The sequence below is a fragment of the Micromonospora coriariae genome (assembly GCF_900091455.1).
In the GTDB taxonomy this organism is placed as follows: domain Bacteria; phylum Actinomycetota; class Actinomycetes; order Mycobacteriales; family Micromonosporaceae; genus Micromonospora; species Micromonospora coriariae.
This window is the reverse complement of record NZ_LT607412.1, coordinates 6292883-6310596: the sequence shown is the minus strand read 5'-3', so window position 1 is coordinate 6310596 and position 17714 is coordinate 6292883. Positions and strand designations below refer to the sequence as shown.

The window sequence follows — 17714 nt, the reverse complement described above, 5'->3', positions numbered from 1 at the left end:
TGCTCGGCCGGCGGGCCGTACGGCAGGATCGGTGGGATGGACATGGGCGAGCCGGGGCACTTCCGGCGGCCGACCCCGCAGGAGGTGGCGGCGGCGGCCGGGCGGGGATTGGTGGATGTGATCGGTCCCGGCCTGCGGGTGCTGTTCTGCGGCTTCAACCCGGGCCTCTACTCCGCCGCAGTGGGAGAGCACTTCGCCCGGCGGGGCAGCCGCTTCTGGCCGGCCCTGCACCGCTCCGGTTTCACGGACCGGGAGCTGTACCCGTGGGAACGCGACGAGCTGCTGCGGCAGGGCGTCGGGATCACCAGTCTGAGCAACCGGGCCACCGCCCGCGCCGACGAGCTGACGCCGGCGGAGCTGGTGGCCGGGGTGACCGGGTTGGCGGTGAAGGCCGAGTGGCACCGGCCACGGTGGGTGGCGATCCTCGGGGTGACCGCGTACCGGATCGCCTTTTCCCGGCCCCGGGCCGGGCTGGGCCCGCAGCCGGATCGGCTGGGCCCAGCCCGGGTCTGGGTGCTGCCCAACCCCAGTGGTTTGAACGCGCACTTCCCGCTGCCAGCGTTGACCGCCGAGTTCGCGGCGCTGTACGCGGAGACGCTGCGCTCCTAGTTCGTGGAGCTCGTGAGGATGACGAGTTGCTGGGTCGCCCGGGTCATCGCGACATATCGGTCGACGGCTCCCTCGATGCCGGTGCCGAACGCCTCGGGATCGACGAGGACGACCAGGTCGAACTCGAGCCCCTTCGACAGTTCCGGGGTCAGCGACCGGACGCGGGACGTGGTCGGGAAGGTGGGATCACCGATGACGCAGGCGATGCCGTCGGCGTGCGCGGCGAGCCAGGTGTCGAGGATCGAGCTCAGGTCGGAAGCGGATCCGTGTACGACGGGGACGTCGCCGCTGCGGATGGACGTCGGCACGTTCGCGTCGGGGAGGGCGGCCCGGATGACCGGCTCGGCTTCCGCCATGACCTCCTTCGGCGTCCGGTAGTTGATGCTCAGGGAGGCCAGGTCGACGCGGTCGAGCCCGATCCGCTCCAGCCGTTCCTGCCACGACTCGGTGAACCCGTGCCGCGCCTGCGCGCGGTCGCCGACGATTGTGAAGCTCCGGGACGGGCAGCGGAGCAGCAACATCTGCCACTCCGCGTCGGTCAGCTCCTGAGCCTCGTCCACGACGATGTGCGCGAACGGGCCGGCGAGCTGGTCCGGCTCGGTGCTGGGCAGTGCGGTCTCGTCGACCAGGGCGTCCTGGAGGTCCAGTTGGCGCAGGCTCGACAGCACACCTTCACCGTCGTCGTAGACATGGGCCGCGATCAGCTCGTCGATGACCGTGGCCCGGCGATCGCGTTCGACGGCGACAGCGGCATCGTGCTGGCGCCTGCGCCCGGACGCCTCCGGATCACCGAGCCGCTGCCGTGCCGCGTCCAGGTACGGCAGGTCGGACACCGTCCAGGCCTGTGCCTCGCCGCGTTGGAGCTTCCGAATCTCGTCGGGACTGAGCCAGGGAGCGCACCTGCGCAGATAGGCGGGCACCGACCACAGGTCACCGACGAGGTCGGTCGCCTCGAGCAGCGGCCAGGCACGGTTGACGGTTGTGAGCAGTTCCCTGTTCTGCAGCAGCGACCTGCGGACCAGGTCCTCCGGCTCGTCGCCGTCGTACTTCTCCAGCAGGATCGTGAGCAGTTCCTCCCAGATCTCGTCACGCGCCTCGTTGTGCGGCGTGCCGGGGCCCGGGGCCCTGAACGCCTCGGCCCAGTCGTCGGCGCTCAGCTCGATGTCGGCGTCGCCGGCCGTGATCGTCATCGGTCTGGCCGGCGGCTCCTCGTAGAACCTGACGGCCGCCTCGATCGCCTTCACCAGGTCCGCGGACGACTTGAGGCGGGCCACGTCCGGGTCGGTCTCGATGGTTGCCGCGGCCCCCTCGGGCACGAGGTCCCGCAGCGTGCAGGTCTGTACGTCCTCCTCGCCGAGGCTGGGCAGGACGTCGCCGACGTAGGCCAGGTAGGGCTGGTGCGGCCCGACGAACAGCACGCCGCCCCGGCGGTGACCGAGGCGAGGGTCGGAGTAGAGGAGATAGGCGGTGCGGTGCAGGGCGACGACGGTCTTCCCCGTACCCGGACCGCCGTCGACCACGAGAGCGCCCCGGGACCCTGCCCGGATGATGGCGTCCTGGTCGGCCTGAATGGTGCCGAGAACGTCCCGCATCCGGGTCGACCGGCTGCTGCCCAGGCTGGCGATGAAGGCGGACTGGTCGTCGAGCGCGGCGTGCCCCTCCAGCCCGTCCGGGGTGAACACCTCGTCCCAGTAGTCGCTGATCCGGCCGCGGGTCCAGCGATACCTGCGGCGGCTCGCCAGGCCCATCGGGTTGCCGTGGGTCGCGCCGAAGAACGGTTCAGCCGCGGGGGAGCGCCAGTCGAGCAACAGCCGGCGACCGGCGTTGTCGGTGAGGCCCCGTCGGCCGACGTACACCGGCTCGGGATTGTCCGCGCTGACCATGCGTCCGATGCACAGATCCAGACCGAAGCGGCGCAGTGCGCGCAGGCGAGCAGTCAGCCGGCGGACCTCCATGTCCCGGTCCACCGCCTGCCGGCCCCTGCCGCCAGGCGCCCTGCGCGCGGTGTCAAGCCGGTCGGACAGCTCGGCGTGCAACTCCTCGAGGCTCTCCGCGAGGGCCGCGAAGTGCCGTTCGTCGCGGGCGACCAACGCCGGGTCGGCCTTGGGGGAGAGATGGTCGGGAAGGTCGAAAACGCTGGCGGTCACGGGGTTCACTCATCGGCTCCGATCTGAGGTCGCGGTCAACCCTTACTGGGCGTTTCCGCAGGTCCTGGCCTCGGTCGGCGATTCTGCGGCATCACCCGGGTCTTGCCGCAAGCCCCCCGGTGCGCTATACGTTAGAAGTGGCGGGGAGTGGGTGTGCCCTCCTTTGCCGCTGGATCGTCCGCCGTGACGGACACTCTCCGCCGTTCCCCGCGAGCTCGAGGCGACCTCAGGCGGGCTGAGCGGAGTCGCTGTTCTCCTGAGCGAGTGCCTGGTAGTAGGACCGCATCGCAGGGTGGTACTCGTCGAATCCTGGCTGGGGTGAGCCGTCCCGGGAGGCGACAAGCATGTCCAGGTAGTACTCCCAGCCGGCGCCGACCTCGGCGATGCCCTCCACGCTGGTGAGGTGCTGGACGAACCGCAGCTCGGTCGTGCCGTCCGCCTCGGACAGCTCCATCTCCAGCAGCCAGCTGCCGTAGCTGTCGATCATCGACACGGCGAGTCGCCGCTGGGGTTCGCAGGCGTCGATCTGGACGTCACACCAGGGCTGCTGCTCCTCGTACGCCATCTGCACCCGGATGGTCCGTCCGGGCCCGGCGTCGCCCTGCCAGGGGCCGAACCAGCGGGCAGTGCGCTCCGGTTCGGTCAGGCTGGCCCACACGTCCGACGCCGGGGCGCGGAACGTCCGGGTGAGGACGAGGTCGTGGCCGGCGGCGGTGCGAAACAGTCGTCCGGCGGGTGTACGGGTCATGCCGTGTGCTCCCTTCGGTGCTCCGCCGGGCCGCCGCTGCGGCGTTCCCGGCGGGTTCGATAGACCTCGGTCTCCAACGCGTCGAGGTGCCGCTCCCACCGGTCGGCGGTGACCAGCTGCGCGAGCCAGTCGACCAGTTCGGCGAGCGGGCCGGGATCGAGGCGGTAGATCCGCCTCCGGCCGATCAGGTCGTCGCGGACCAGTCCGCTCTCCCGCAGCAACCGCAGGTGGCGACTGATCGCGGGTCGGCTGATCGCGAACCGCTGGGCGATCTCGCCCGCGGCCAGCGGCTCGTCGCGCAGCATGGTCAGGATGCGCCGTCGTACCGGGTCCGCGATCGCGGTGGCCACCTCGTCCACCTCGAAAGTGTAACCGACAGGTTACGGTTTCTGCGCGGATGGCGTCGGTGCGGTCGGCGATCGTGGCCATGGACCGCAGTGGAGCGTGCCACCACCCCGGGACGGCTGCGTCGATGGTGGGCACATGATCACTTGACCTGGCAGTGTTTGTGCCATGGCCGCCCTGCTTCGTTCCCGACTGACCGACTGGACCGTCGCCGTACCCGTGCTCGCCGTTCTGGTGCTGCTCGTGACGTGGGGGCGGGATTTACCGGCACCCGTCGTGCTGGTGGTGGCGGCGCTGCTGGGTGGCGCGGTGCTCGCGGCTGTGCACCACGCCGAGGTGGTCGCCCACCGGGTGGGCGAGCCGTACGGTTCGCTGGTGCTCGCCGTCGCGGTCACCGTGATCGAGGTCGCCCTGATCGTCACGCTGATGATCAGTGGGCCGGAGAAGACCCAGTCGCTCGCGCGGGACACCGTCTTCGCCGCCGTCATGATCACCTGTAACGGGATACTCGGCCTGTCCCTGCTGCTCGGGGCGCTGCGCCGGCGGGTGGCGGTGTTCAATCCGGAGGGCACCGGCGGGGCGTTGGCCACCGTGATCACCCTGGCTACCCTGAGCCTGGTCATCCCGACCTTCACCACGGCCCGACCCGGCCCGCAGTTCAGCCCGGCCCAGCTCACGTTCGCCGCCGTCGCGTCGTTGGCACTGTACGGGCTGTTCGTGCTGGTGCAGACCGGCCGGCACCGCGACTACTTCCTGCCGGTCGACAGCCAGGGCAACGTGATCGACGCCGAGGAGCACGCGAAGCCGCCGACGACGCGCGCGGCGCTGGTCAGTCTGGGGCTGCTGCTGGTGGCGCTGGTCGCGGTGGTCGGCGACGCCAAGACCGTCTCCCCGACCATCGAGGCCGGGGTCGCGGCGGCGAACCTGCCCCACGCGTTCGTCGGTGTCATCATCGCGCTGCTGGTGCTGCTGCCCGAAACCCTGGCCGCAGCCCGCGCCGCCCGCCGTGACCGGGTGCAGATCAGCCTGAACCTCGCGCTCGGCTCGGCGATGGCCAGCATCGGCCTGACCATCCCGGCCATAGCGATCGCCTCGATCTGGCTGGACGGCCCGCTGCTGCTCGGCCTCGGCGGCACCCAGCTCGCACTGCTCGCACTCACCGCGGTGACCGCGGTGCTGACCGTCGTGCCGGGCCGGGCCAACGTGTTGCAGGGTGGCGTGCACCTGGTGTTGCTGGCCGCCTTCGTCTTCCTGGCCGCCAGCCCCTGACCCGCCGCCCGTAAGGAAGGGTCCCTTCTTACCGCCTGGCGATAAGAAGGGTCCCTTCCTTCACCGACCGGCGCCCGAGTCGTCTGCCAGCCGGTCCGCGCGGGCGTTCAGGTAGCGCTGCTGCGCCAGGTTCGTCGACCGCGCCGCCGCCATCCGGTACGCCTCCCGCGCCGCGACCCGTTCACCGGTCAGCTCCCACAGATGGGCGCGGGCGGCCGGCAGGCGGGGATCGTCGGCCAGCCGGCTGTCGTCGGCCAGCTCGGCGAGCAGCGCCAGCCCGGCCGGCGCGCCCCGGCCCATCGCCACCGCCACCGCGTGGTTGAGCGCCACGACCGGGTTGTCGGAGATACCCAGCAGCACCTCGTACAGGGCGGTGATCTGGGCCCAGTCGGTGTCCTCCGCGCTGGGCGCCTCGTCGTGCACGGCCGCGATGGCCGCCTGGAGCTGGTACGGCCCGACGATCCCGCGCGGCAGCGCCGCGGTGATCAGAGCGACCCCTTCGGCGATCTGGTCGGCCCGCCACCGGCCGCGGTCCTGCTCGGCCATCGGCACCAGCTCGCCGTGCGGGCCGATCCGGGCCGGGGCGCGCGCGTCGGTGAGCAGCATCAACGCGAGCAGGCCGGTCACCTCGGGATCGTCCGGCAGCAGGCGGTGCACCAGCCGGGCCAGCCGGATCGCCTCGGCGGTCAAATCGCCGCGCAGAAGGCCGGGGCCGGCGGTGCGCGCGTACCCCTCGGTGAAGATCAGGTACAGCACGTGCAGCACGGCGGCGAGCCGGTCGGCGCGCTCCGCGGCGGTGGGCGGCGCGAACCGCAGCCCGCTGGCCCGGATCCTTTGTTTGCCCCGGCTGATCCGCCGGGTCATCGTCGCCTCGGGCACCAGGAAGGACCGGGCCACCTCGGCGGTGCTCAACCCGCCCACCGCGCGCAGCGTGAGCGCGATCTGCGAGGCCGGCGACAGCGCCGGATGGCAGCACAGGAACAGCAGGATGAGCGTGTCGTCGGCGTCCGCCGGCGGTCGGTCGGCGGCGGGCGCGTGCCACTGCTCGGGCAGCACCCACCGCGCCACGGCGTCCTCCCGCCGCGTCCGCGCCTGCTCGCTGCGCAGCAGGTCGGTCAGCCGGCGGGACGCCACGGTGATCAGCCAGCCGCGGGGGCTCTCCGGTACGCCATCGCGCGGCCAACCGCTCGCCGCGGCGATCAGCGCCTCCTGGACAGCGTCCTCGGCGGTGTCGAAGTGCCCGTAGCGACGTACCAGCGCGCCGAGGACCTGCGGCGCGAGCGTACGCAGCAGGTCCTCGACGGGTGGAGCGGTCTCCGGCACCGGTCAGCCAGCCAGGTCCTCGACGCCGTCCAGCACCGGCCGCACGTCCACGTACCCGCCGGGGGAGTCCGGGTCGACCAGGCCGGCGGCGATCTCGGTGGCCCGGTCGAAGCTGGCGCACTCCACGATGGTGTAGCCGGCCAGCACCTCCTGCGTCTCCGGGTACGGGCCGTCGGTGACCACCGGCGCGCCGTCGCGCACCTGCACGCGGCGGGCGTGCACCGGCTCGCTGAGCCCCCGGGCGTCGACCAGTTCCCCGGACTCGGCGAGTGCCTGGTGGAACGTCTCCATGTGCTTGTGCATGGCCGCGATCTGCTCGGTCGACATGGCCGGTCGGTCGGTCGCCCGGCCGGTCAGCACGTCGTAGTCCTGCTGCGAGCCGTAGAGCAGGATCATGTACTTCACGATGGTCCCTCCTGTTCCGGCGCCACCCCGGCGCCGCTCTACCAGAGACGTCGAAGCCACCCACCCCACCCGGACAAGCTACGACCCCACACTCCCCACCCCACCCCCTCAGCGCGCGTCGATCATGAAGTTGTTGTCACGACACGCCGTGCCACCCGGCGATAACTTCATGATCAACAGACTGGGGTGCGGGGGGACGGGCGCGGGGAGGGGGTGGTGGGGGGTGGTTAGCGTGGCGGGATGACGACGGTGTGGGTGGTGGTTGGGGTTTTTGCCGCGGTGGGGGGTGCGGCGTTCGGGGTGGTCGCGTGGCGTGATCGGGCGCGGTTGCGATCCGTGGACGACGATGCCGCCGGGCGGGACGCGCGGGCAAGGCAGCACCGGTACGAGGCCGAGCGGCACGGCGAGCAGGGCGACCTGTGGCAGCGGGGCCGCGACAGCACGGGCTGACCTATCTACTGCCCGTAGGAGAGCCGCAGCCGGTTGTTGATCAGGTAGTTGAGACGGTGGCGCAGGTACCCGAGGGTGCTTTCGCCCGGCAGTTCCCCGTCGGTGGTGAGTGTCCAGCGCAGGTCACAGTCCTGACTCCCGGGCGGCCCGGGAGCCAGGTCGAAGCGGATCCGGTCGAGGGGCCGGTGCGGCCACAGGGACGACCAGATCAGCAGCACCGGCGCGTAGCCCGCCACCACCCGGGGCGCCACCTCGTCGTCGCGCAGTTCCAGCCAGGGCCGGCTGCCGGCCTCGTACGGGTCGCGCAGCGAGCGCCACACGATGTGCGGCGGGGCCGGCTGACTGCGCCGGCGGCTGCCCAGCACGTGCACGACGACTCTCCTCACCGGACGGCGACATCCGCCCCGGCCCATTGTGGCCGTTCAACCCCGACGCCGTGAACCGCGCCTGACCCGTGCACAGGCCTGACCCGTGCACAAGCCTGAGCCGTGAACCACCCGGCGGCCACGCACGTGAATGAGGTGGTGGGCATGGCGGCCGTATCGTCGGGGTACTGCCTAGCTCAGCACGGACGCCAGGGGAGGCACAGTGAGGGCACGATCAGGACGTGCTGCCCGAGGTCCGCTGGCGGGCCTGCTGATCGCCGCGCTGGTGTCGGTCGCGTGCGCCGGCGGTGGGCTGGCCGAACCGGAGGGTGAGCGCCCCGCACCGGACCGGTCGGCGGCCTCGCCGGGGCCCAGCACCACCCGGGCCGACAGCACCACCAGCGTTGCCGAGTTCGAGCAGGACGTCGCCGACGCCCAGGCGGTCGCCGAGCGGTACTGGGCGGCCCAGTTCAAGGCGTCCGGGCAGCGCTTCCAGCCCATCCGGCGGATCACCCCGTACCAGCGGGCGGGTGAGGTGTCCTGCGGCGGCCAACCATTGCCGCGCAACAACGCGGTCTACTGCTCCCGGGGCGACTTCATCGCCTACGACATCGCCTGGTCGGTTGGGGCGTTCCGCCAGGTCGGTGACGCGTTCGTGTTCTACCTGCTCGGTCACGAATACGCCCACGGCATCCAGGTGCGGCTCGGCATCAACTACAGCTTCACCATCCAGCAGGAGTTGCAGGCCGACTGCATGGCCGGGGCGTACCTCGGTGACTCGGTGCGTTCCGGCGACCTGAGCCTGGCCGAGGGTGACCTGGAGGAGTTCCGGGAGGGGGTGGCGGCGGTCGGCGACGACCCGAACCAGCCGTGGTTCGCCGAGGGATCGCACGGCACCGCCGAGCAGCGCACCGAGTCGTTCTTCCGCGGCTACGAGCGCTCGCTGAAGGCCTGCGACCTGGGCTGAGCGGGTTGCCCCGGTCACCCCGGCGCCCGCCGCCGCCACCGGCGGCGGCCGGCCCTGGCAGGATCGCCGGTGTCGCCACGACCCTGGAGGATCCGCTGAGCAGCCATCACCCCGCCGCCGTGCTCTTCGACATGGACGGCACGCTGGTCGACAGCGAGAAGCTGTGGGACGTCGCACTGCAGGAACTCGCGCGGGAGTACGGCGGCGAGCTCTCCATCGCCGCCCGCCGGTCGATCGTCGGCACCAGCATGGCCGAGTCGATGCGCATCCTGCACGACGACCTGGGTCAGCCCGAACGGGACCCGGAGGCCAGCGCGGCGTGGATCAACGCCCGGATCCTGGAGCTGTTCCGCGGCGGGCTGCGCTGGCGTCCTGGGGCGCTCGCCCTGCTGCGCGCGGTCCGGGCGGCGGGCATCCCCACCGCGCTGGTCACCTCCAGCGGCCGGCCACTGGTCGAGATCGCCCTGGACACCCTCGGGCGGGACAGCTTCGACGTGGTGGTCTGCGGCGACGAGGTCGTCGCGACCAAGCCGCACCCCGAGCCGTACCTGACCGCCGCCCGGCTGCTGGATGTGCCGGTCGGCCGCTGCGTGGCGATCGAGGACTCGCCGACCGGGGTGGCCAGCGCGCTCGCCGCCGGTGCGGCGGTGCTGGCCGTACCCGCGGAGGCGCCCCTGCCGGACATGCCCGGCGTACACCAGGTGGAGAGCCTGACCGGCGCGGACCTGGATCTGCTCACCGCGCTGCTGGTCAACCGGGCCGGCGCGACCGGCTGACCGGGGCCGGCGCGGGTCAGGGGCGCTCGGCGAAGACCGCCGCGACCACCTGGTAGCTGTCGAACGCCCGGGCGGCCCCCGCATAGGCGGCCAGGTGGATGAACAACTCGACGATCTCCTCCCTGGTCACCCCCGAGTGCAGGGCGATGCGCAGCTGGCCGCGCAGCGGCTCGTGGGTGCCGAGGGTTGCGGCGATCGCCACCGAGACCAGGCAGCGGCTGCGCACGTCCAACCCCTCCCGGGGCCACGCCTCGCCAAAGGTCTGCACGGTGGCGAGGCGGCGGAAATCCTGCCCCACCGGCGGCTCGCCGTTAGCCAGGGGCAGCGCGAGTGGCTGACCGAGCAGCCGCTCGGCGTTGTCCAGTGCCCGCTGGTAGGCATCCTGGTCGGTCATGTCACCCCTCCCGGCCCGCACGGTCATCCTGGCAGCTCGACGTCCGGGTCGGAGGACATTCGGCCAGGTCGCACAGCACGAGACCCCGACGCCGCGAGTGGCGCCGGGGTCTCGTGGTTGAGCGGTCAGTCGTGGGCGATCGCGCCCAGGACGTTGATCCTTGCCGCCCGGACCGCCGGGAGCACCGCGGCCACCACCCCGATGATCGCGGCGAGACCGAGGAAGACACCCATCTGTCCCCACGGCAGGATCAGGTCGGTGATCCCCTCGTCCTTGAGCGCCTCGACCACGGCCGCGCCGAGGCCGCTGCCGACCACCACGCCGAGCAGCGCGCCGAACACGGAGATCACCACCGCCTCCACGGTGATCATTCCCATGGTCTGCCCGCGGCGCAGGCCGATCGCCCGCAGCAGACCCAGCTCGCGGGTCCGCTCCAGCACCGACAGCGCCAGGGTGTTGATGATGCCCAGCACGGCGATCACGATGGCCAGCGCCAGCAGAATCTGGATCATCGTGAGCAGGCCGTCGAGCTGACCCGTCTGCTGATCGATGAACGCTTCCCGATCGGCCACCGACACCTCGGGGCTGTCCGCGAGCAGCGTCTCCACCCGGGGCTGCACGTCGGCGACCCGAGTGCCGGGGGCCAGCTGGATGAAGCCCTGGATGGGCTGCGGGATGGCGAAGTCCTTCGCCGCCGTCACCGGCAGCAGCACCGGGTTGGTCAGCTGCGAGGACTCGTAGATGCCGCTGACCGTGTACGTCCGCGCCTCGCCCCGGGTCAGCTGCACGTTCACAGTCGAGCCCACCGACAGGCCGCGGGAGTCGGCGGTGTCCGAGCTGACCAGCATCTGCGTCGGGCTGAGCCGGTCGATGTCACCGGCGGTGGGCTTGGCACCGAAGATCTGCCGCAGCGACGCGACGTCGCTGCTCGCCGCGACCCAGGTGCTCTCGCCGTTCAGCTTCGCCATGTCGCCGTACTCGCCGTCGACCATCTGCACGCCGGGCAGGGCCTTGGCCTGGTCCAGCACCCCCGGGTCGAAGCTCGGCGGCCGCGGGCCGCCCTGCACCCCGGAGATCACCAGCTCGGCCTTGATGGTGTCCTCGGCGAGAGCGCTGATGCTGCCCTTGGCCGAGTCGAGGATCACCGTGACGCCGGTGACCAACGCGATGCCGACCATCAGGGCGGCTGCCGTGATCGCGGTCCGGCGCGGGTTGCGCCCCGAGTTCAGCCGGCCCAGCTTGCCCGGCACCGACCAGGAGAAGATCGCCCCGAGCAGGCTCACCACCGGCCGGCTGATCAGCGGCGTCAGCAGCGCCACGCCGATGAAGGCGAACAGCACCCCACCCAGGATGGTGGGCAGCGTCTGACCGCTGGCGTTGCCGCTGAGCCCGAGGAAGAGCAGCACGGCGCCGATGCCGGTGACCACCGACCCGGCGATGGTGATCTTGGTGAGCGGCCGGTCCGGAGTCGCCACGTCCTGCATGGCGGCGATCGGCGGAATCCGGGACGCCCGCAGCGCCGGCAGCAACGCCGCCACCACGGTGATCACCAGACCGACCGCGAACGAGCCGATCACCGCGGCCGCCGGCACGCCGATGCCCGCCAGGGTGAGCCCACCGGCCAGCTTGCCGAACAGGAACGCCAGCAGCGCGCCCACCCCGATGCCGGCCGCCAGGCCGAGCACCGACGCGATCAGCCCGACCGCGATCGCCTCCAGCACCACCGACCCGATGATCTGCCGGCCGCTGGCCCCGATGGCGCGCATCAGCGCCAGCTCCCGGGTGCGCTGGGCAACGATGATCGAGAAAGTGTTCAGGATCAGGAAGGTGCCCACCAGCAGCGCCACCGCGGCGAAGCCGAGCAGGATCTTGTTGAAGAAGGAGAGGCCCTCCTTCAGGCCGGCCGCGGCGTCCGCCGCCACCTGCTCGCCGGTCTTCACCTCGAACTCCGCGCCCAGGCTGCGGGCCACGTCGTCGCGCAGCACCTCGTGCGAGACGCCGTCGGCGGCGCGCACCGTGACGCTGCTGAACGTGTCCGGCGTGCCGAGCATCAGCCGCTGAGCCACCGGGGTGGTGAAGAAGACCTCGTTCACCCCGCCGATCGAGTCCCGGTCACCGCTGTAACCGAGGATGCCCACCAGGGTGAAATCCCGCTTCTTGGACTCGAACGCGGTCAGCACGCCGACCTTCTGGCCGACCTGCAGCTTCGCCGCCGTGGCCAGCGACTTGTTGATCACGATCTCGTCGTCGGCCTGCGGCCCGCGCCCCTCGCGCAGTTGCAGCAGCTCGCTCTCCCCGGTCCAGTTCTCGCCCAACTGCGGCGGACCGAAGGAGGTGACCACCTTGCCGTTGCTGCCGATCACCCGGGCGCCGTCGGCGTTCACGACGCCCGTCGCCGAGGCCACCCCCGGGATCTGCTCGACCCGCTCCACCACGGCGGCGGGCAGCGGGTTGGCGGTCTGCTCGCCCTCGACCTCGCTGACCTCCACCTTCGGCTTCGCCGCGACGTTCACGTCGATCTCGGAGAACCCGTCGGCGAAGACCGAGTCGAAGGAGCGGCCCAGCGTGTCGGTGAGCACGAACGCGCCCGACACGAACATCACTCCGAGCACCACCGCCAGCCCGGACAGGATCAGCCGGACCTTGCGGGCCAGCAGACTTTTCAGTGTCGCCCGGAACATCAGTTGCCCACCTCGGCCGGAGTGTCCAGCTTCTTCATGGTGTCCAGCACCGTGTCGGCGGTCGGCTCGATCAGCTCCGAGACGATCTCCCCGTCGGCGAGGAAGACCACCCGGTCGGCGTACGCGGCGGCGGTCGGGTCGTGGGTCACCATGACGATCGTCTGGCCGTGCTCACGCACCGAGTTGCGCAGGAAGTTGAGCACCTCCGCGCCGGAGCGGGAGTCCAGGTTGCCCGTCGGCTCGTCCGCGAAGATCACCTCGGGGCGGGAGACCAGCGCCCGCGCGCAGGCCACCCGCTGCTGCTGCCCGCCGGAGAGCTGCGCCGGCCGGTGGTCCAGCCGATCCCGCAGGCCGACCGTGTCGATCACCGTGTCGTACCAGGCCGGGTCCGGTTTGCGCCCGGCGATCGACAGCGGCAGCAGGATGTTCTCCTTCGCGGTCAGCGTGGGCAGCAGGTTGAACTGCTGGAAGATGAAGCCCACCTTGTCCCGGCGCAGCTTCGTCAGCCCGGAGTCACCGAGCCCTGTGACGGTCGTCTCACCGATCGCCACCGTCCCCCGGGTCACCGAGTCCAGGCCGGCCAGGCAGTGCATCAGCGTCGACTTGCCGGAACCCGACGGGCCCATGATCGCGGTGAACCGGCCGCGCTCGAACTCCGCGCTCACCCCGCGTAGCGCGATGACCTGCGCCTCGCCGCTGCCGTACACCTTCCACACGTCGTTCGCCCGGGCCGCGGCCTGCGCCTGCTGGCCTACCGTCGCGGTCACGTCATCTACCTCTTCCATCTCTGCCAATACGCGCCGCCCCCGCTGGTCCGGCACGTCAATCATCGGCGCTGCACGCGCCCATCCCGTCCGCCCACGGGGGGACTCGGCGCGGATTTAACGCTGCGGGTGCACCCCCATGCCGGTTCAGGGTTGCCCCTGACCCGACGGCCGATCCACGTGTTTCCCGATCGGCGGAACGCTTCCAGGGCCGGACGCCAGGAGCTGACCCCACGAGAGGTCAACCGCGCCGAGCCACCTCTGGTCACGGTAGGTGAGCGCGGCAACCGGGCCGTCCCCCCACGGAGGGATCTGTGCGTACGCCGGGTGAGGTAGCGGGCGTCAGGGGGCTACGCCCGGGGACGGACCAGCCCCGACTCGTACGCCAGCACCACCGCCTGCACCCGGTCGCGTAGCCGCAGCTTGGTCAGCACGTGACCGACGTGGGTCTTGATGGTGGTCTCGCTGACCGACAGCACCGCCGCGATCTCGGAGTTGGACAGCCCTCGGGCCACCTGCACCAGGACCTCGCGCTCCCGGTCGGTGAGCGTGCTGAGCACGGCCGACGGTGTCGCCGACGGGTCGGGCAGCAGGTCGGCGAAGCGGTCCAGCAGCCGCCGCAGAATCCGCGGCGCCACCACCGCGTCCCCGCCGGCCACAGTGCGGATCGCCGCGATCAACTCCTCGGCCGGCACGTCCTTGGCGAGGAACCCGCTGGCGCCGGCGCGCAGCGCGCCCACGACGTACTCGTCCAGATCGAACGTGGTCAGCACCAGCACCCGTACCGGCAACCGGGCGTCGACGATCGCCCGGGTCGCGGCCACCCCGTCCATCCGGGGCATCCGGATGTCCATCAGCACGACGTCGGGCAGCAGGCGGCGGGACAGCTCCACCGCCTCCAGGCCGTCGCCGGCCTCCGCCACCACGTCGAGGTCGCCCTCGGCGCCCAGCACCATCCGGAATCCGGTGCGCAGCAGCGGTTGGTCGTCGGCGAGCAGGATCCGCACCGGCCGCGCCGAGGCCACCCGTTCGGTCATCTCGTCTCCCTGTCCCGCGCCGACGCCGTGCTGCCGCACCGGTCATCCTCGCGCACGCCGGCCGGTGCGCCGCGGACCACGGTAGAGGTCGGCCAGCCGCCGCGTCCCGACCGGCGCGGCACCTGTCCGGTCGTCTCAGCGCCCGAGGTCGCTCGGCGCGTACGGGCCCCGGGGGCGCGGTGACCGGCGAGAGTCGCGGTGACCGGCGTGCGGCTCTCCGGGTCAGTCGTCGGCGCCCGGAGCCGCCGGACCGGAGCGGGCGTCGCGCAGGGGATCGGCGCCGGCCACGCGGACCGGGAACGGTGGCGGGGTGCCGCCGAAACTGGGGCACAGCGCCTGGTGACTGCACCAGTCGCACAGCTTGCTCGGGCGGGGCCGGAAATCCTGCCGGTCGGTGGCCTGCTCGATCGCCCGCCACAGCGCCACCACCGTGCGCTCGAAGCGGACCAGCTCCTCGGCGTCGGGCGTGTAGTCCAACACCTCGGCGTCGCGCAGGTAGAGCAGTCGCAGCACCTTGGGCACCACCCCGCGGGTGCGCCACAGCACCAGCGCGTAGAACTTCAGCTGGAACAGCGCCCGCGCCTCGAACGCCTCCCGCGGGGCGCCACCGGTCTTGTAGTCGACCACCCGCAGCGCGCCGTCCGGGGCCACGTCGAGCCGGTCGAGGTAACCCCGGATCAGCAGTTCCTCGTCGACCACCGCCGAGATCAGGCTCTCCCGCTCGGCCGGCTCCAACCGGGTCGGGTCCTCCACCGCGAAGTAGCCCTCCAGCAGTCCGGCGGCGGAACGCAGGAACTCCACCGGCCCGGCCGGCTCCGCGCCGTCGAAGATCCCGGCCAGCTCCGGCTGCTCGGTGACCATCCGGTCCCACTGAGGGGCCACCAGGTCACCGGCAGCGGCCGGTGTGCGGCCCTCGGCGGGCAGGTCGAACAGGCGCTCCAGCACCGCGTGCACCAGGGTGCCCCGGGCCTGCTCGATGGTGGTCCGCTCGGGCAGCCGGTCGATGCTGCGGAACCGGTAGAGCAGCGGGCAGGTCTTGAAATCCGCCGCCCGCGACGGGGACAGCGAGGCCCGCACCGTCGACGGCGCCTGCGCCGGGGAGGGGGAGTGGTGGGTGGTGACCGGTTCCGCCGTCATGTCGGCAAAGGTTAGGGCACCGGTGTGACACCGACCGCCGCCCGCCCCGGGCACCCCCGGTCCGTAGCATCGTCCCGATGGAGCAGACATCCCGGCCGCCGCGGCGACCCGACCGGCGCACCGGCCTGAACGTGGGCCGGCTGTTCGGAGTACCGCTGCACCTCAACGCCTCGATGCTCCTGCTCGCCGCGCTGGTCGCCGTGCTGTACGCGGAGTTCGCCCGCCGGCAGCTGGACCTGCCGCAGGTCAGCGGCTACCTGATCGGCTTCGGGTTCGTGGTGTCGCTGCTCGGCTCGGTGCTGCTGCACGAGCTGGGTCACGCGCTCACCGCCCGGCGGTACGGCATCGGTGTGCGCGGGATCACCCTGGAACTGCTCGGCGGGTACACCGAGATGGACCGGGACGCCCCGTCCCCCCGGGTCGACCTGCTGGTTTCGCTGGCCGGCCCCGCGGTCTCCGCGGTGCTGGCCGTCGTCGCGGTGGCCGCGACGCTGGCCCTGCCCGGGGGCACCGTGGCCCACCAGCTCGCCTTCCAGCTCGCGGTGAGCAATGTCATCGTCGCGCTGTTCAACATCCTGCCCGGCCTGCCCCTGGACGGCGGCCGGGCGCTGCGCGCCGCGGTGTGGGGCCTGACCGGCGACCGGCACCGCGGCACCGAGGTCGCCGGCTGGGCCGGCCGTGCGGTCGCCGTCGGCACCGTCGCCCTGGTCGTGCTGCTCACCCTCACCGACTACCTGGCGCCGTTGGCGCTGCCGCTGATGCTGCTGGTCGCCGTCACCCTCTGGCGTGGCGCCGGACAGTCGATCCGGGCCGCCCGGGTCAGCCGCCGGTTCCCGCTGATCGACCTGTCCCGCCTGGCCCGGCCGGTCTGGCCGGTGACCACCGGCACACCGCTGTCCGAGGCCCAGCGCCGGCGCGCCGAGGGTGGGCAGCCCACCGCCGCGCTGCTGGTCACCGACTCCACCGGCCGGCCGGTCGCGCTGGTCGACCCGGCCGCCGCCGAGGCGGTACCCGCCGATCGCCGCCCGTGGCTGGCCGTGGACGCCGTCGCCCGGTCGCTGGGCGCGCTCCCCGCGCTGCCGGTCGGGCTGGACGGCGAGCGGGTGATGGACGCCGTGCAGAGCCACCCGGGCGCGCAGTACGTGGTGACGGCAGGCGAAGATGTCGTCGGCATTCTGCACATCGCGGACCTCGCGCAGCTCCTCGAACCCGACCGGAAGATGACATCGTGACCGCAACTCCCTCCACCGTCCCGGCCGACGCCGCCTCCCCGGCGCTGACACCCGTGCACCGCGGGCCGTTCCGGCCCGGCGACCGGGTGCAGCTGACCGACCCGAAGGGGCGGATGCACACCGTGACGCTGGAGCCCGGCAAGGAGTTCCACACCCACCGCGGCATCCTGGCGCACGACGCGCTGATCGGGCTCCCCGACGGCAGCGTGGTGACCACCACCGGCGGCGGTACGGCGTTCCTGGCCCTGCGGCCGCTGCTGTCGGACTATGTGCTGTCCATGCCGCGCGGCGCCCAGGTCATCTACCCGAAGGACTCGGCGCAGATCGTCGCCATGGGCGACATCTTCCCCGGCGCCAAGGTCCTCGAGGCCGGCGCCGGCTCCGGCGCGCTGAGCTGCTCCCTGCTGCGTGCCGTCGGCACCGAGGGCGAGCTGCACTCGTTCGAGTTGCGCGACGACTTCGCCCAGATCGCCAAGCGCAACGTCGAGGCGTTCTTCAACGGGCCGCACCCCTCGTGGAACCTGCACGTCGGCGACGTCGCGCAATGCCAGGAGACCGGCTTCGACCGGATCATCCTGGACATGCTCACCCCGTGGGAGACGCTCGACATGGTCGAGCGGGCACTGGTGCCCGGCGGCGTCTTCATCGGCTACGTGGCCACCACGCCCCAGCTCTCCGAGCTGGTGGAGGCGCTGCGCGAGCGTGGCGGCTGGACCGAGCCGCGGGCCTGGGAGTCGCTGGTGCGGGACTGGCACGCCGAGGGCCTCGCCGTCCGGCCGGACCACCGGATGATCGCGCACACCGCGTTCCTGGTCTCCGCGCGCAAGCTGGCCCCCGGGGTCACCGCCCCGCCCCGGCGCCGCAAGCCCAGCAAGGGCACCGAGGCGTACGTGCAGCGCCGGCAGGTGCTGCGCGAGGCGGAGGCGGCCCGGCAGGCGGCCGCCGCGCAGGCGGCGGGTGTGGAGCCCGACGCGGCGGGGGAGATGGACAGGCCGTGACCATCGAGCTGGGCGGGCCGGCGTGAGCACGCGTGCGGGTGTGTGCGTCCCGGCCGGTGTGAGCGGG

18 protein-coding genes are annotated in these 17714 nt (G+C 72.2%); 7 read left to right on the top strand and 11 right to left on the bottom strand.

The window, feature by feature from the left end; all coding sequences use genetic code 11:
• The first annotated feature begins 36 nt into the window (after positions 1-36).
• Positions 37-609, top strand: coding sequence for a G/U mismatch-specific DNA glycosylase (mug, locus tag GA0070607_RS29375; protein WP_089021098.1), 573 nt, complete (start codon positions 37-39; stop codon positions 607-609).
• On the opposite strand, the gene helR is transcribed toward mug, so the two are convergent.
• The 3 genes from helR to GA0070607_RS29360 all read right to left on the bottom strand — a co-directional run bounded on the left by helR (position 606) and on the right by GA0070607_RS29360 (position 3863).
• The gene (helR, locus tag GA0070607_RS29370) at positions 606-2756 is read right to left on the bottom strand and encodes an RNA polymerase recycling motor ATPase HelR (RefSeq protein ID WP_197701187.1); all 2151 of its coding nucleotides are present in this window, start codon (positions 2754-2756) and stop codon (positions 606-608) included. The genes mug and helR overlap by 4 nt on opposite strands.
• Positions 2757-2982: 226 nt before the next feature.
• Positions 2983-3504 (bottom strand): SRPBCC family protein, encoded by a 522-nt coding sequence (locus tag GA0070607_RS29365; protein ID WP_089021096.1) that lies wholly within the window; start codon positions 3502-3504, stop codon positions 2983-2985.
• Positions 3501-3863, bottom strand: a complete 363-nt coding sequence (locus tag GA0070607_RS29360) for a metalloregulator ArsR/SmtB family transcription factor (protein WP_089021095.1) — start codon at positions 3861-3863, stop codon at positions 3501-3503. Before GA0070607_RS29360 ends, GA0070607_RS29365 begins: the two co-directional genes overlap by 4 nt.
• Positions 3864-4017: 154 nt before the next feature.
• On the opposite strand from GA0070607_RS29360, the gene GA0070607_RS29355 reads away from it, so the two are divergent.
• On the top strand, positions 4018-5118 hold the full coding sequence (locus GA0070607_RS29355) for a calcium:proton antiporter (RefSeq protein ID WP_089021094.1): 1101 nt from the start codon (positions 4018-4020) through the stop codon (positions 5116-5118).
• Positions 5119-5178: 60 nt separating this feature from the next.
• Here the strand turns inward: GA0070607_RS29355 and GA0070607_RS29350 are convergent, their stop codons facing one another.
• Together GA0070607_RS29350 and GA0070607_RS29345 are read right to left on the bottom strand one after the other, a co-directional pair.
• Positions 5179-6441 (bottom strand): RNA polymerase sigma factor, encoded by a 1263-nt coding sequence (locus GA0070607_RS29350; RefSeq protein ID WP_089021093.1) that lies wholly within the window; start codon positions 6439-6441, stop codon positions 5179-5181.
• Positions 6442-6444: 3 nt separating this feature from the next.
• Positions 6445-6837, bottom strand: coding sequence for a YciI family protein (locus GA0070607_RS29345; RefSeq protein ID WP_231931218.1), 393 nt, complete (start codon positions 6835-6837; stop codon positions 6445-6447).
• A gap of 249 nt (positions 6838-7086) precedes the next feature.
• On the opposite strand from GA0070607_RS29345, the gene GA0070607_RS29340 reads away from it, so the two are divergent.
• Positions 7087-7296: a hypothetical protein gene (locus tag GA0070607_RS29340; RefSeq protein WP_089021091.1), complete on the top strand. Its 210-nt coding sequence runs from the start codon at positions 7087-7089 to the stop codon at positions 7294-7296.
• Between the two features lie 5 nt (positions 7297-7301).
• On the opposite strand, the gene GA0070607_RS29335 is transcribed toward GA0070607_RS29340, so the two are convergent.
• Positions 7302-7682 carry a hypothetical protein gene (locus tag GA0070607_RS29335; RefSeq protein WP_231930494.1) on the bottom strand — a complete coding sequence of 127 codons (381 nt, stop codon included), beginning with the start codon at positions 7680-7682 and terminating at the stop codon, positions 7302-7304.
• 202 nt (positions 7683-7884) lie between these two features.
• Here GA0070607_RS29335 and GA0070607_RS29330 point away from each other — a divergent pair, with 202 nt between their 5' ends.
• Together GA0070607_RS29330 and GA0070607_RS29325 are read left to right on the top strand one after the other, a co-directional pair.
• Positions 7885-8628, top strand: a complete 744-nt coding sequence (locus tag GA0070607_RS29330; RefSeq protein ID WP_089021089.1) for a neutral zinc metallopeptidase — start codon at positions 7885-7887, stop codon at positions 8626-8628.
• A 119-nt stretch (positions 8629-8747) separates the two neighbouring features.
• Complete coding sequence (locus GA0070607_RS29325) at positions 8748-9404, top strand: HAD family hydrolase (protein ID WP_089021088.1); 657 nt, start codon at positions 8748-8750, stop codon at positions 9402-9404.
• A 16-nt stretch (positions 9405-9420) separates the two neighbouring features.
• On the opposite strand, the gene GA0070607_RS29320 is transcribed toward GA0070607_RS29325, so the two are convergent.
• The 5 genes from GA0070607_RS29320 to GA0070607_RS29300 form a co-directional block, all read right to left on the bottom strand.
• A complete protein-coding gene (locus GA0070607_RS29320) occupies positions 9421-9798 on the bottom strand; it encodes a carboxymuconolactone decarboxylase family protein (protein WP_089021087.1) in 378 nt (125 codons plus the stop codon).
• A 125-nt stretch (positions 9799-9923) separates the two neighbouring features.
• Positions 9924-12479, bottom strand: a complete 2556-nt coding sequence (locus GA0070607_RS29315) for an ABC transporter permease (RefSeq protein WP_089021086.1) — start codon at positions 12477-12479, stop codon at positions 9924-9926.
• Positions 12479-13246, bottom strand: coding sequence for an ABC transporter ATP-binding protein (locus tag GA0070607_RS29310; RefSeq protein WP_089021085.1), 768 nt, complete (start codon positions 13244-13246; stop codon positions 12479-12481). Before GA0070607_RS29310 ends, GA0070607_RS29315 begins: the two co-directional genes overlap by 1 nt.
• Positions 13247-13593: 347 nt before the next feature.
• On the bottom strand, positions 13594-14280 hold the full coding sequence (locus GA0070607_RS29305; RefSeq protein WP_089022177.1) for a response regulator: 687 nt from the start codon (positions 14278-14280) through the stop codon (positions 13594-13596).
• A 222-nt stretch (positions 14281-14502) separates the two neighbouring features.
• The gene (locus GA0070607_RS29300; protein WP_089021084.1) at positions 14503-15417 is read right to left on the bottom strand and encodes a RecB family exonuclease; all 915 of its coding nucleotides are present in this window, start codon (positions 15415-15417) and stop codon (positions 14503-14505) included.
• 77 nt (positions 15418-15494) lie between these two features.
• Between GA0070607_RS29300 and GA0070607_RS29295 the strand changes: the two genes are divergently transcribed.
• Together GA0070607_RS29295 and GA0070607_RS29290 are read left to right on the top strand one after the other, a co-directional pair.
• Positions 15495-16649 (top strand): site-2 protease family protein, encoded by a 1155-nt coding sequence (locus GA0070607_RS29295; protein WP_089021083.1) that lies wholly within the window; start codon positions 15495-15497, stop codon positions 16647-16649.
• Positions 16646-17647, top strand: coding sequence for a tRNA (adenine-N1)-methyltransferase (locus GA0070607_RS29290; RefSeq protein WP_408630855.1), 1002 nt, complete (start codon positions 16646-16648; stop codon positions 17645-17647). Before GA0070607_RS29295 ends, GA0070607_RS29290 begins: the two co-directional genes overlap by 4 nt.
• Positions 17648-17714 lie beyond the last annotated feature (67 nt).

What these genes read in the sequence shown, in the direction of transcription:
- mug (WP_089021098.1), top strand. Translation starts at nt 37, where the DNA reads ATGGACATGGGCGAGCCGGGGCACTTCCGGCGGCCGACCCCGCAGGAG.
- GA0070607_RS29365 (WP_089021096.1), bottom strand. Translation starts at nt 3,504, where the DNA reads ATGACCCGTACACCCGCCGGACGACTGTTTCGCACCGCCGCCGGCCAC.
- GA0070607_RS29355 (WP_089021094.1), top strand. Translation starts at nt 4,018, where the DNA reads ATGGCCGCCCTGCTTCGTTCCCGACTGACCGACTGGACCGTCGCCGTA.
- GA0070607_RS29345 (WP_231931218.1), bottom strand. Translation starts at nt 6,837, where the DNA reads ATGATCCTGCTCTACGGCTCGCAGCAGGACTACGACGTGCTGACCGGC.
- GA0070607_RS29340 (WP_089021091.1), top strand. Translation starts at nt 7,087, where the DNA reads ATGACGACGGTGTGGGTGGTGGTTGGGGTTTTTGCCGCGGTGGGGGGT.
- GA0070607_RS29320 (WP_089021087.1), bottom strand. Translation starts at nt 9,798, where the DNA reads ATGACCGACCAGGATGCCTACCAGCGGGCACTGGACAACGCCGAGCGG.
- GA0070607_RS29315 (WP_089021086.1), bottom strand. Translation starts at nt 12,479, where the DNA reads ATGTTCCGGGCGACACTGAAAAGTCTGCTGGCCCGCAAGGTCCGGCTG.
- GA0070607_RS29305 (WP_089022177.1), bottom strand. Translation starts at nt 14,280, where the DNA reads ATGACCGAACGGGTGGCCTCGGCGCGGCCGGTGCGGATCCTGCTCGCC.
- GA0070607_RS29300 (WP_089021084.1), bottom strand. Translation starts at nt 15,417, where the DNA reads ATGACGGCGGAACCGGTCACCACCCACCACTCCCCCTCCCCGGCGCAG.
- GA0070607_RS29295 (WP_089021083.1), top strand. Translation starts at nt 15,495, where the DNA reads ATGGAGCAGACATCCCGGCCGCCGCGGCGACCCGACCGGCGCACCGGC.